15 protein-coding genes are annotated in these 12,983 nt (G+C 59.6%); 10 read left to right on the top strand and 5 right to left on the bottom strand.

Annotated elements, in window-relative coordinates:
- Positions 1–346: 346 nt before the first annotated feature.
- From N5D61_RS22615 to flgA, 4 genes are all read right to left on the bottom strand, one after another.
- Positions 347–1,087, bottom strand: a complete 741-nt coding sequence (locus tag N5D61_RS22615; protein WP_279894276.1) for a flagellar brake protein — start codon at positions 1,085–1,087, stop codon at positions 347–349.
- 82 nt (positions 1,088–1,169) lie between these two features.
- Positions 1,170–1,637, bottom strand: coding sequence for a flagellar protein FlgN (locus tag N5D61_RS22620; protein ID WP_108240423.1), 468 nt, complete (start codon positions 1,635–1,637; stop codon positions 1,170–1,172).
- A gap of 49 nt (positions 1,638–1,686) precedes the next feature.
- Positions 1,687–2,004, bottom strand: coding sequence for a flagellar biosynthesis anti-sigma factor FlgM (flgM, locus tag N5D61_RS22625; protein WP_108240424.1), 318 nt, complete (start codon positions 2,002–2,004; stop codon positions 1,687–1,689).
- Between the two features lie 162 nt (positions 2,005–2,166).
- Positions 2,167–2,928: a flagellar basal body P-ring formation chaperone FlgA gene (gene flgA, locus N5D61_RS22630; protein ID WP_279894277.1), complete on the bottom strand. Its 762-nt coding sequence runs from the start codon at positions 2,926–2,928 to the stop codon at positions 2,167–2,169.
- A 76-nt stretch (positions 2,929–3,004) separates the two neighbouring features.
- On the opposite strand from flgA, the gene N5D61_RS22635 reads away from it, so the two are divergent.
- The 7 genes from N5D61_RS22635 to N5D61_RS22665 all read left to right on the top strand — a co-directional run bounded on the left by N5D61_RS22635 (position 3,005) and on the right by N5D61_RS22665 (position 10,090).
- Positions 3,005–3,937: a chemotaxis protein CheV gene (locus N5D61_RS22635; protein WP_279894278.1), complete on the top strand. Its 933-nt coding sequence runs from the start codon at positions 3,005–3,007 to the stop codon at positions 3,935–3,937.
- Between the two features lie 41 nt (positions 3,938–3,978).
- Positions 3,979–4,806 carry a protein-glutamate O-methyltransferase CheR gene (gene cheR, locus N5D61_RS22640; protein WP_108240427.1) on the top strand — a complete coding sequence of 276 codons (828 nt, stop codon included), beginning with the start codon at positions 3,979–3,981 and terminating at the stop codon, positions 4,804–4,806.
- A 272-nt stretch (positions 4,807–5,078) separates the two neighbouring features.
- The gene (gene flgB / locus N5D61_RS22645; RefSeq protein WP_108240429.1) at positions 5,079–5,486 is read left to right on the top strand and encodes a flagellar basal body rod protein FlgB; all 408 of its coding nucleotides are present in this window, start codon (positions 5,079–5,081) and stop codon (positions 5,484–5,486) included.
- A gap of 3 nt (positions 5,487–5,489) precedes the next feature.
- Positions 5,490–5,933, top strand: a complete 444-nt coding sequence (gene flgC / locus N5D61_RS22650; protein ID WP_108240430.1) for a flagellar basal body rod protein FlgC — start codon at positions 5,490–5,492, stop codon at positions 5,931–5,933.
- Positions 5,934–5,948: 15 nt separating this feature from the next.
- Positions 5,949–6,644 carry a flagellar hook assembly protein FlgD gene (flgD, locus tag N5D61_RS22655; protein WP_108240431.1) on the top strand — a complete coding sequence of 232 codons (696 nt, stop codon included), beginning with the start codon at positions 5,949–5,951 and terminating at the stop codon, positions 6,642–6,644.
- A 28-nt stretch (positions 6,645–6,672) separates the two neighbouring features.
- Positions 6,673–7,998 carry a flagellar hook protein FlgE gene (gene flgE, locus N5D61_RS22660; protein ID WP_279894279.1) on the top strand — a complete coding sequence of 442 codons (1,326 nt, stop codon included), beginning with the start codon at positions 6,673–6,675 and terminating at the stop codon, positions 7,996–7,998.
- 283 nt (positions 7,999–8,281) lie between these two features.
- Entirely contained in the window at positions 8,282–10,090 is a 1,809-nt protein-coding gene (locus tag N5D61_RS22665) for a flagellar hook protein FlgE (RefSeq protein WP_279894280.1), read from the top strand.
- A 50-nt stretch (positions 10,091–10,140) separates the two neighbouring features.
- Here N5D61_RS22665 and N5D61_RS22670 read toward each other — a convergent pair whose 3' ends face one another.
- Entirely contained in the window at positions 10,141–10,320 is a 180-nt protein-coding gene (locus N5D61_RS22670) for a hypothetical protein (RefSeq protein WP_108240449.1), read from the bottom strand.
- Between the two features lie 271 nt (positions 10,321–10,591).
- Here N5D61_RS22670 and N5D61_RS22675 point away from each other — a divergent pair, with 271 nt between their 5' ends.
- The 3 genes from N5D61_RS22675 to flgH all read left to right on the top strand — a co-directional run bounded on the left by N5D61_RS22675 (position 10,592) and on the right by flgH (position 12,979).
- Positions 10,592–11,332, top strand: coding sequence for a flagellar basal body rod protein FlgF (locus N5D61_RS22675; RefSeq protein WP_108240434.1), 741 nt, complete (start codon positions 10,592–10,594; stop codon positions 11,330–11,332).
- A 47-nt stretch (positions 11,333–11,379) separates the two neighbouring features.
- Positions 11,380–12,168, top strand: coding sequence for a flagellar basal-body rod protein FlgG (flgG, locus tag N5D61_RS22680; RefSeq protein WP_108240435.1), 789 nt, complete (start codon positions 11,380–11,382; stop codon positions 12,166–12,168).
- Positions 12,169–12,265: 97 nt separating this feature from the next.
- Entirely contained in the window at positions 12,266–12,979 is a 714-nt protein-coding gene (gene flgH, locus N5D61_RS22685) for a flagellar basal body L-ring protein FlgH (protein ID WP_108240450.1), read from the top strand.
- Positions 12,980–12,983: the final 4 nt, after the last annotated feature.

Below are 12,983 nucleotides of genomic sequence, written 5' to 3' on the forward strand. Positions count from 1 at the left end.
GGCCCATGGAGCGGCGCCGGAGGGAAGGGACCCGGCGCAGCCGGGCCAAACCAGGAGCAAGCGGTTTTCCTCCATTTTGCCAAGACAAAATGGAGTCGCTCGTAAGGAGCGAAATCTGGGTCCCAGTCCACGCGCAAACGGATCTGCCCCCATTCTCAGTGGCGCTCATCACACCATTGAACGGTCCCGGCAAAATGGACCCGCTCGTAAGGAACAAAAAACAAACCCACGCGCAAATGGATCTGCCCCCAATCTCAGCGGCGCTCAAGACAAATACGAACGGCCCTCACACCCGAGGGCTGCATTCTTGAACACGCGACCAGCGCCGAGCTTGGAGAACAACCGATCAGAAATCGTCGTCTTTGTCGAAACGACGTGCTTCCCGTTGCAGGTGATAAACGAAGCGCTCGACCTGACGCTGCACCAAACCACTCATGTTGTGGAAGCGCACACCGGCAAACGTCGTATTGAAGCGCTCTTCAAAGTGCAGGTGACGCAATTCCACCGCAGTTGTCATGCTGCCGATCGGCAGGTCCGCGGTGAAGCGCTCATACACTTGCCCCAGTTGCAGCCGCTCGGATTCATCGCCCTCGAAACGCAGCTTGCAGCCGGTGGCCGAGATATCCAGCAGCTTGCCTCTGAGCGGCGCCTTGATCTTGTCGCCATCGAGCTTGATGTCCACCAGCGAAGCCAGCTTCAACGCGGCACGGAACGCATTACGGCGCTGGTGATACACCACCTCTTGGGGAAGCGGTCCGCTGTAGCTGTGTGGGTCATCGATGATGGTCATCGTGCCTTTGGATTCCCAGGCAACCCGAACGCCGTCGTGAAAGCCTTCGACGCGGAACGGCTCGCCCGCAGCCATGAAGCGCTCGCCGTCGCGGGGGATCATTTCGTCCAGGCCCAAGAGGTTGTTGTCGCGGTCGACTTCGATGACATAGCTCTGGAAACGCTGGCTACGCTCGTGAAATGTGATGATCAGCGGATCGTGGCTGTCCATCAGCAATCGCAGGGTGGAAGCAATTTCCAAAGGTGTGGTGATGACCTTCGGTGGCTGCGGCGCATCGTCCGCACTTAATGCATTCACGGTTTATCCATCTCCAGGCAAAAAACGACAGCGTGCGACGCGAGGCATTTTGCCATCATGTTGCACGCCTTGATACAAGAACTTACGCCTGGCTAAGCGGACGAGGTCTGGCTCTGCCCGATGTCGATCCCCGGCTGTCATACAGCGTCGGCGTGTCGCCACCGTTGAGGATTCTGAGCTGTTGCGCCGTGGTCAACTGTTGAAGCTGGATCAGACCGCCATTCTGCTCGTTCGCAGCCTGGCATTCGGCAATCAGCGCACTCAGTTCGTCGCCCGCTTTCAATAACGCCTCACCCACTGACGAGTGCCTGGCCACCTCTTCGAGTCCCGCGCGATTGGCGGGCAGGCCCAGGCTCGACAGCAGTTGACTGCGTCTGCGTCCGTGCTGTTCGAGCACGATCACCAACGCCTGTTTCTGCGCCAGGATGTGTTCCATTTCGACCATATTGCGGCCGTGAAGGGCCAGTGACTCGGCCTTCAGGATCTCCAGCAGGTGCTGGGTGGGTGCAATATCGTCCGTGATCAGTTGAAGCAACGTAGTGTCTTGCATCGCATGCCCTGGGTTTCAAGCGTCCAGAAGCCCCTGCGCGGACCGGGGGCTAGCGCTGGGCTTCGAAATTAAGCAGTTTGCTTGCGACTCGGTTGCTGTCGACCTTGTAACTGCCATCGGCGATCGCCTGCTTCAACTCGGCCACGCGGCTGCTGTTGACAACGGGCTGATCACGCAACGAATCAGTGATCTTCTGCAACTGCTGAGCTTCGCTGCTCAAACTGACTGTCTCACCGCTGCCGCTTACACCGGAGGTCGTGCTCACCGTCGCCGGGGCGTCGGCTTTGCCTGCTTCCTTGGTGCTGGGCGTACGAGACGTACCGCCCACGGTAGTGGAACTATTCAAACGACTGAAGTCGATGACCATGATTGAAAAACCTCTGGGTTCTAGGACGCTTGCCTTGGTTTCGGCCAAACCCGGAATAACTTTAGGGCCCGTGCGAAAACAGTCTCGAATGGACTTCGCGGGGGGCATGACGGTTCCGAGTGTAGAAAAAGCGCAAGCGCGGCGCCAGAGGAATCGACCCTGTTACATAGGCACCTCGACCTGCCCGGGGGCGACGATGTTGGCCTTGATCACGCGTTTGGAATTGAGGTTCTTGACCCGGATTTGCTCGTTGAAACCGCCGTCGGACAGCGCTTCACCCGGCATGCGCACGCTCATCGACCCGCTGCGCGCGCTGATGACCACTTGATCGCCCTTGCGGACCATTTGCGGCTGTTCCAGGTGAACGGGTGTCAGGATCTGGTCGATGACCGTTGGTCGGACCACCTTTTGACCGACCGCCTGATCGAGCGAATCCAGGAAGCCTTGGCCCAACAGGCTGACGTCGCGTTCGCGAAGGGCGACATCGCCTTCGCTCACGATGGCGTCACGCTTGAGGGGGCGCACAACGGTCACCACGTTGCGAAACAGATGCACCTGGGCGGCCACGAAGACGGTCCACGGTGCGCTGCCTTCGCACCGCAGTTTGACGGTCACGCGGCCGATGGGCTGAGCGGGGCTTTCGAGGGTCGCTGTCAAATCCTTGTCGCAATGCGGCATGCGCAGGCGAGGGTCGAGTTGCTTGACTTCAATCTCGTAGCGCCCCTGGGTCTGACTGGTGGCCAAATAGTCTTCAACAGTGAATTCAAGAAAGCCCTGGGTGACGCCGATAAGTTGTTCAGGCAGCGTCACATTGTCTGCGCGGCAAGCATTTGCGCCGCCCAGCAGGCACACGACCGCCAGCACGCCGAAGAAATGGCGGCTGGCGCTTGTCAGGTGTCGGGATACTGTCGTTAATATGCTCATGACGGGTAGATAGCAAGGCCCGTGCCGCATGCCAATCCGGCACTGCGCAATTGGTCGTTTTTGGGGAGGGTAGTGCATGGCTGGTATTTTGGATTCAGTGAACCAGCGCACTCAACTGGTGGGGCAGAACCGCCTTGAACTGTTGCTGTTCCGTCTGGACGGCAAGCAGTTGTACGGGATCAACGTGTTCAAGGTAAAAGAGGTGCTTCAGTGCCCGAAACTTACCCTCATGCCCAAGTCCAGTCCGATTGTGCGCGGAGTGGCGAACATCCGGGGCGGAACCATTCCGATCCTCGATCTGGCGCTGGCCACCGGCTCGAAGGCGCTGAGCAACATCGATAATGCGTTTGTGATCATTACCGAATACAACACCAAGATTCAGGGTTTCCTGGTGCATTCGGTCGAACGCATCGTGAACATGAACTGGGAAGCCATTCATCCACCGCCCAAGGGTACCGGTCGCGATCACTACCTCACGGCGGTGACCCGGATCGATAACCAGTTGGTGGAAATCATCGACGTGGAGAAGATCCTCGCCGAAGTGGCGCCGGTCTCGGAAAATATCTCCGCAGGTGTGGTGAGTGCAGAGGTCCAGCATAAGGCGCTGTCCCTGCGGGTGCTGACCGTGGACGACTCCTCGGTGGCGCGGAAACAGGTCACGCGCTGCCTGGAAACCGTGGGTGTCGAAGTGACGGCGTTGAATGACGGTCGTCAGGCACTCGATTACCTGCGCAAACTGGTGGACGAGGGTAAAAAGCCCGAAGAAGAATTCCTGATGATGATCTCCGACATTGAAATGCCGGAGATGGATGGCTACACCTTGACCGCCGAAATTCGCAGCGACCCGCGTATGCAGAAGCTTCACATCGTGCTGCACACGTCGCTGTCGGGCGTGTTCAACCAGGCGATGGTCAAGAAGGTGGGCGCCGACGATTTTCTGGCCAAGTTCCGGCCGGACGATCTTGCGGCTAGAGTGGTAGATCGTATCAGGGCGGCGGACATCAGCTGAGGAAACGCTTCCTCGGCTGTTCACATGATTTGAGAGGCGGCATGTCTACAGGTAATTTGGATTTTGAGCAGTTCCGGGGCTTCCTGGAAAAGGCCTGTGGCATTTTGCTGGGTGAAAACAAGCAATATCTGGTCTCCAGCCGCCTGAACAAGCTGATGGAGCAGCAGGGCATCAAGTCCTTGGGCGAACTGATCCAGCGCATTCAGAGCCAGCCGCGCAGTGGCCTGCGTGAGCAGGTGGTGGATGCGATGACCACCAACGAAACCCTGTGGTTCCGAGACACCTATCCGTTCGAGGTGCTCAAGAGCAAGGTGTTGCCGGAGCAGCTCAAGGCCAGTCCGGGCCTGCGTCCGCGGATCTGGTCGGCAGCCTGCTCTTCGGGGCAGGAGCCGTACTCGTTGTCGATGTCGATCGATGAGTTCGAGCGCAGCAACCCTGGCTTGTTGAAAGCCGGCGCGCAGATTGTGGCGACGGACCTGTCCGGCAGCATGCTCAATAACTGTAAGACAGGGGAGTACGACAGCCTTGCGATCGGCCGGGGCCTGTCGCCCGATCGGTTGCAGCGCTATTTCGATCAGAAAACGCCCGGACGCTGGACGGTCAAGGCGCCGATCAAGAGTCGCGTGGAGTTCCGCTCGTTCAACCTGCTGGACAGCTATGCGGCGCTGGGCAAGTTCGACATCGTGTTTTGTCGGAACGTGTTGATCTATTTCTCCGCCGAGGTCAAGAAGGACATCCTGCTGCGCATTCACGCCACGTTGAAGCCAGGGGGCTACCTGTTCCTCGGGGCATCGGAGGCGTTGAACGGCCTGCCGGATCATTATCAGATGGTGCAATGCAGCCCTGGGATCATTTACCAGGCTAAGTGAAGCGCACGACGAGCTACCGAAAACCCGGCCGGATTGCCGGGTTTTTTATGCGCGCGGAATGCAGGCATCAGGCGTTCGACAACCGGCAAAAAATCGGCGCGGGCATTGCCGCTTTGCCCATGCACAGCGGTAATCGCTTGCCGCTTTTCTGGCATATCAGGTTGCCACCCACCCCAAACGCCAGCAAATACGGTGCATCGCCGAGTTGGCACGGCCCTTGCTCAACGACTTGCAGTCACGAACATCTGGTCAACCGATAAAGGTTTCCCGACATGAGCATCAGCTTCGAAAACGCACTGGGCATTCACGAGAAGGCGCTGAATTTCCGCGCCCAACGTGCCGAGGTGCTGGCCAACAACATCACCAACGCCGACACGCCGAACTACAAGGCGCGCGACCTGGATTTCTCCAAGGTGCTGGCCGCCGAAAGCGACAAGGCCAAGAACGGTACCTTTGCGCTGAATGTCACCAACGCCCACCACATCGAGGCGCAAGGGATGGACACCGGCGAAGCGAGCTTGCTGTACCGCACGCCCTCGCAGCCGTCGCTGGACCAGAACACCGTCGATGCTCAGGTGGAGAACGCCAACTACGCCGAGAACGCCGTCGGTTTCCAGGCCAGCTTCACCTTGCTCAACAGTAAGTTCAAAGGGCTGGTTTCGGCCCTGCGCGGAGAATAATTCATGTCCCTGTCCAGTGTTTTCAATATTGCCGGTAGTGGCATGAGTGCCCAGAACACTCGCCTGAACACCGTCGCCAGTAACATCGCCAACGCCGAAACGGTCTCCTCCAGCTTGGACAAGACCTACCGCGCGCGGCACCCGGTGTTCGCCACTGTGTTCCAGGGCCAACAAGCCGGTGGCAGTGCTTCGCTGTTCGAAGAGCAGGGCCAGGCCGGCACCGGGGTACAAGTGGCGGGCATCATCGAAGACCCTTCCAACCTGGAAGCGCGTTACGAGCCCAATCACCCGGCCGCTGACAAGAACGGCTATGTCTATTACCCGAACGTCAACGTGGTCAATGAGATGGCCGACATGATCTCGGCCAGCCGTTCGTTCCAGACCAACGCGGAAATCATGAACACCGCCAAAACAATGATGCAGAAGGTCCTGACCCTGGGTCAGTGATAAGGGGCGCATGCAATGACCGTTACCAACGACACCAGCGCCAGCGACTACATCAAGTCGCTGCAGAAGCCCACGTCGGACAAGACGGGCGACAGCACCACAGGTGCCAACAGCCTGGGCAAAGACGCGTTTCTGCAATTGCTGGTGACCCAGATGCAGAACCAGAACCCGCTCGATCCACAGGACAACAGCCAGTTCGTCGCGCAGCTGGCGCAGTTCAGCAGTCTGGAATCCATCCAGAACCTGAACACCTCGGTCGATGCGATCGGCGGCATGTATCAGTCCTCGCAAGCGTTGCAGGCCTCGTCCCTCGTGGGCCGCTCGGTGATCGTCGACGGCGGATCGACCCACGTCGACACCGCCAAAGAAATGACCGGCCAGGTCGTGCTGCCTTCGACCAGTACCCTGACCACCGTCAGCGTCTACGACAGTACGGGCAGCGTGGTGCGCACCATCGATCTGGGCGAGCAGAAGGCGGGCAAGGCCAGCTTTACCTGGGATGGCAAGGACGAGGCCGGCAATACTCTGGCATCGGGCAACTACAGCTTCAAGGCGCAAGGCACCCTGGACGGCACCAAGACGGGCTTGACCACCTACCTGCCCGCGACGGTGACCAGTGTCACCATGGGCTCGGCAGGCAGCGCAATGACTCTCAATCTGGCCGACGGCACCAACATTGCCTTGTCCAAAGTTCAACAAATCGGGATCTAGAGCCGACTCGACGGCGCAGGAGTGAAGTATGTCTTTCAATATCGGTCTGAGTGGGCTCTACGCAGCGAACAAAAGCCTCGACGTCGCGGGCAACAACATTGCCAACGTCGCGACGGTCGGCTTCAAGGCGTCCCGCGCGGAATTCGCTGACCAATACGCCCAATCCATCCGTGGTACCTCGGGCGGTACCAACGTCGGCAGCGGCGTGTACACCGCTGCGGTGACCCAGCAATTTACGCAGGGCACCCTGACCACGGGCACCGGGCGCGACCTGGACCTGGCCATCAACGGCAACGGCTTCTTCCAGCTGAGCAACAATGGCGAGAAGCTGTACACCCGCGCCGGTAATTTCCATACCGACAGCGCTGGCAACATCATCGACAACAACGGCAACAACCTGCAGGGCTACGGCGTCGATGCCAACGGCAACGTGATGACCGGTGTGCTGACCAACCTGCGGGTCGATACCTCGAACATGCCGCCGAAAGCGACCGGTGACATCAACATCAAATCGAACCTGGATTCCTCCAAGCCCATTTCGACGGGCGCGGCGTTCGATCCGGCCGACACCACCACCTACACGTCGACGTTCAGCACCCCGATCTACGACAGTCAGGGTAACGAGCACACGCTGTCGCAGTATTTCCGCAAGACCGACACCAACTCCTGGACCATGTACACGTTGATCGATGGTCGCAACATGCAGGACCCGGTCACTGAGCCGGCGGTCGAGGCAGACCAGACTCAGCTGAAGTTCGATTCGGCTGGCAACCTGATCACCAGCCCGGCACCGACCTCGACTTCTGGCGTGGTTGTGAACGCGGACGGCACCTTCACCCTCCACGGCTGGGTACCGGCGCAGAGCAAGACGGTCGGTTCGACCACCACTTGGGTGGCCAACGGTGCCTCTTCCAAGGAAATGAAACTGGACATGCTGGCCACCTCGCAGACCAACGCTGCTGGCGGCGCGATCTCCAAGACCCAGGACGGTAACTACACCGGCCAGATCAGCGCGATGAACGTGGACTCCAGTGGCAACCTGTTCGCCAACTACACCAACGGGCAGTCCAAAGTGATCGGTCAAGTGGCGCTGACCACATTCGCCAACGCCCAGGGCCTGGCCCCGGCTGGTGGCACCATGTGGCGTCAAACCTATGCGTCGGGCATCCCGGTCACGGGTGCGCCGGAGTCGGGTACGCTGGGCAGCATTACCGGATCGGCGCTGGAAGAATCCAACGTTGACCTGACCGGCGAACTGGTTCAACTGATCAAGGCGCAAAGTAACTATCAGGCGAACGCAAAAACGATTTCGACCGAGAGCACCATCCTGCAGACGACCATCCAGATGACCTGATCACGGTCCTTTGAACAGGCTTCACCCTGAGCCCCTCTTTCGAGGGGCTTTTTCATTCGTGCAGCCCACACTCCGCACGCCTGGCGACGATCTTCCCCACCGAAAAAACATCAAGAGCCGTCCCACCCCCGACCCAGAAATTTCCCACTCCCGTGTTTGCGATGATCGAACGCGCTGACAAATGAATGTCGTCGGATCGAACAACACCCGAGCGCATTCCTTTGCCCGCGAATAAATCCATGCATTGACGCAAGTGTCGTCGCTGACGACTCAGGGAGTGTTCATGTCATTCAATATTGCGGTTGCCGGGTTGAATGCAGCCCATAAACGAATGGAAGTGGCGGGCAACAACATCGCCAACGTCGGTACAACAGGCTTTAAATCCTCTCGGGCGGAGTTCTCTGCCGTCTATTCCTCATCGATGCTTGGCAGCGGCAATGCCGTCGGTGATGGGGTGCGTCTGGCCAATGTTTCGCAGAACTTCAAGGCAGGCGGCGTGATGTCCGATACGGGACGAGCGTTGGACATGCGGATTCAGGGGAAGGGTTTTTTCGTCATGAGTGACAACGGCGCGATCAGTTATGGGCGTTCTGGCGCATTTCTCAAGGACGCCGAAAACTACATCGTGGACGCCCAAGGCAGCCGGTTGCAGGGGTATGCGGTGACCGCTGACGGCGAGGTGATTCGGGGTGTGCGTACCGATCTTCAGATCGACAATGCCAACTTGGCGCCCAAGGCCACCAGCAAGGTGGAGCAGACAATCAACCTGGATTCCGCCGAAGCGTCGCTGGCGGCTGTCCCGACTTTCAACGTGAACGACCCGCGTACCTGGACGCGCATGACGACCCAGACCATTCAGGACGCGGGGGTACCGGAGGTGAAGGAGGTCAAGGGCAAGGATGCGAAAGGCAACGAGGTGATCGCGGTTGCGCCCAGGGCTGCAGTGCCGCCGCAGGACCACGAGCTGACGCAGTATTTCGTCAAGCTCGACGATAACAACTGGACGTCCTACCTCCTGATTGATGGCGTGAACCCGCTCGATCCGTCGACCACTACGCCTCTGGAGGTGGGCATACGCAAGCTGCCTAATGGCAATCTGCATCTGACCGGCAATCAGGCAGCCGTCAAGCTGGAAAAGAGTGGTGATCTGGCACTGTATGGCTGGCAGCCTGCAATCAAGGTCAATGGCAATTGGGTGCCGAGTCCGGCTGCCAACACCGGCGCTATCGCCTTGCCGCTCAACGATGCCAATGGTGCGTTGCTCAACCCCGGCGACCCTGTCATGCCCCGCCCGGTACCGGCTTTTGATCGGGCCGACGTTTCCACCTATAACAAGCCCTTCACCAGCGCCGTTTTTGACAGCCTGGGCGTTCGCCATGAATTGACGCAGTACTTCGTCAAGGACGGCAGCAACAGCTGGAAAATGCACGTGCTGATCGATGGTCGCAATCCGCAGGATCCTGAGAGCACTGATCCGTTGACTGCCAGTGTGTTGTTCAACGCCGACGGCACGATGCAAACACTCACGGGTGGACCTGGCCTGGTGGCGAGCAATGGCAAATTGACGCTGAGTGGCTGGGTGCCTGCCAAGCCCGTTGAGGGCAACAAGGTCGGCGGGCGCTGGGGCAGTAACGGCGCCACTGGCGATGGCGGCGGTATCGTGCTGGACATGAACAAGCTGAGCCAGTTCCGGGCGGCGACGGGCTCTTCTGGGGTGTTTGTCGACGGGTATGCGGCGGGCAGCGCCAACAAGCTGTCCATCGACAAGAGCGGAATCATGAGGGTGGGGTACAGCAATGGCCAGCAACGTGTCATTGGCCAGGTCATGCTTGCCAGCTTCGCCAATGAGCAGGGATTGCAGCCGATGAGCAATACGCGCTGGATCGAAACCGCCGATTCTGGCGTTGCCAACTACGAAGAGCCGGGTATCGGCACGTTGGGCAGTATCGTCAACCAGTCGCTGGAAGGCTCGAACGTCGACTTGCAATCTGAATTGGTGGAATTGATACAGGCGCAGACGGCTTATCAGGCCAACTCGAAAACCCTGTCGACGGAAGCGGAGTTGATGCAGACGTTGATCAGGGCAACCTGATCGGACGCCCAGCCCTGGCTTGCGTATGGCCGGCCGGGCAGGGCGGGGGTTCAGAAGGAGCAGTCGGGCCTTACGAACGCGCCGCTGACCCGGGTCCAGCCCTTGCCGGGGCTGGTCTGGGCGCACACGGTTTTATGCTTGCCTTGCCACAGGTAATACGAGGCAGGTGCAGCGAAGGCCGCGGTGGCGCAGGTGGCAAGCGCGAAGAGCAGGGCAGTACGCAAACGCATGACGGTTTCCCGTTGGTGAAAAGCAGATGAGCGAATCATTGCAATAATCGCTCCTCGCACGAAAGTTTTTTGGCGGCACTCTCACCTCCCAGCCCGAAAAGCGGCGGTCCGCTGTCGCGACGCCGACTTCGCACGATATTTCATACAGCGCAGCCCCCGAAACCACTGGCGAATCAACCGTTTGTACGCCTGCAGAGAAACTGGCGCGATCATTGCTAATCACCTGCCAGTACAGCTACAGGCGGCAAGCGTCTGTCGGAGGAGGAAGACTGTGGACAAGTTACTTTACGTGGCCATGAGCGGTGCGTCGGAAAACGCGGTCGCGCAAAAAGTGCATGCCAACAACCTGGCGAACGTCTCGACCAACGGGTTTCAGCGCGACCTCGAACAGGCCCGCTCCATGCCCGTGTTTGGCGAGGTCAACCCCTCGCGTGCCTATGCCATGAGCGAGCGTCCCGGGACGGATTTCAGTCAGGGTTCGATGATCGACACCGGGCGCGAACTGGATGTCGCCGTCAAGGGCGATGGTTGGATGGCGGTCCAGACGCCTGACGGCGGAGAAGCCTACACCCGCACCTCCAGCATGAACATCGATGCGCTGGGCGTGTTGCGCGATGGCAATGGTTTGCCGGTCATGGGCAATGCCGGGCCGATCGCCGTGCCGCCTCAGCAGCAGATCGAGATCGGCGCCGACGGCACCATCAGCGTCCGCTCCTTGGGCGAAAGCCCGCAAGTCATGGCTGAGATCGACCGCATCAAGCTGGTTCGGCCGGACCTGGCAAACATGGAAAAGGGCCCGGATGGACTGATGCACACCAAAGACGGCAGACCGGCGCAGGTCGATGCCAACGTGCAGGTGGAATCGGGCTTTCTGCAGTCGAGCAACGTCAACGCGGTCGAGGAAATGACCTCGGTGCTGGCGCTGTCCCGTCAGTTCGAACTGCACGTCAAGATGATGAAGACCGCCGAGCAGGATGACGAGTCGATGGCTCGCGTCTTGCAGATGGGCTAATGACTGACAGCTTGCGCCGACAATTCGGCGTTTGAGGAGATGAACGAATGCTTCCGGCACTCTACGTAGCAAAAACCGGTCTGGCCGCTCAGGACATGAACCTGACGACCATTTCGAACAACCTGGCCAACGTATCCACCACCGGTTTCAAAAGTGACCGGGCCGAATTCCAGGACCTGCTCTATCAGATCAAGCGTCAGCCAGGCGCCCAATCCACCCAGGACAGCGAGCTGCCCTCGGGTCTGCAACTGGGTACCGGTGTGCGCATCGTCGGCACGCAGAAAAACTTCACTGCTGGCAGCCTGCAGACCACCAACCAGCCGCTGGATATGGCGGTCAACGGGCGTGGCTTCTTCCAGATCCGTCAGCCAGATGGCACCCTCGCTTACACCCGCGACGGTACCTTCCACCTCGATCAGAACGGCCAGATCGTGACCGCCAACGGTTACGCGCTGGAGCCGGCCATCGTCGTGCCCCAGGATTCGCAGACCTTCACCGTCGGTGAAGACGGTACCGTTTCGGTCACCACCTCGGCCGCCACCGCCACGCCGCAAGTCATCGGCAACATTCAGACCGCCGACTTCATCAACCCGGCCGGCCTGCAATCCCAGGGCGGCAACCTGTACCTGGAAACCGCTTCCAGCGGCGCGCCGCAGGTCGGCACCCCTGGCTTGAACGGGCTGGGCGTGGTCAAGCAGAACACGCTGGAAAACTCCAACGTCAGCACCGTGGAAGAGTTGGTGAACATGATCACTACGCAGCGTGCGTACGAAATGAACTCCAAGGTGATTTCGACCGCCGACTCGATGCTGCAATACGTCACCCAGAACCTGTAATGGAAGACTGACTCCCCTGATGGATTGCCAGGAAACAACGAATCAATTCGATGGGGCGCCCGAAAAGCGCCTGCTACACCGCGAGGTTTTAAGTGTCATGAAACGGCTTTCTGTACTGCGGCTTTCCCTGTTTGCAGCCCCGCTTTGCGGTCTCGCGTTGCTGACAGGTTGCGTTGCGCCTTCGGCCAAACCCAATGACCCTTACTACGCGCCGGTGTTGCCACGAACGCCGCTGCCCGCAGCGGCGAACAACGGTTCGATCTATCAGGCCGGTTTCGAGCAAAACCTGTATGGCGACCGCAAGGCGTACCGGGTCGGTGACATCATCACCATTACCCTGTCCGAGCGGATGGCGGCCAGCAAGGCGGCCAACTCCAGCCTGAGCAAGACCAGCAAAACCAGCCTGGGCCTGACCTCGCTGTTCGGTGCTGGCGTGAGCACCAATAACCCGGTGGGCGGCGGCAACCTGAGCCTGGACGCCGGTTACGAAGGCGACCGTGCCACCAAGGGCGACGGCAAGGCAGCGCAGAGCAACAGCCTGACCGGTTCGATCACCGTGACCGTAGCGGACGTGCTGCCCAACGGCATTCTGGCGGTGCGCGGCGAGAAGTGGATGACCCTCAACACCGGTGACGAGCTGGTGCGCATTGCCGGCCTCATCCGTGCCGACGACATCGCCACCGACAACACCGTATCGTCCACGCGCGTGGCCGATGCCCGTATTACCTATTCCGGTACCGGAGCCTTCGCCGATTCCAGCCAGCCAGGCTGGTTCGACCGATTCTTCCTCAGCCCGTTGTTCCCATTCTGATAGC

Source organism: Pseudomonas sp. GD03842, from assembly GCF_029841165.1.
In the GTDB taxonomy this organism is placed as follows: domain Bacteria; phylum Pseudomonadota; class Gammaproteobacteria; order Pseudomonadales; family Pseudomonadaceae; genus Aquipseudomonas.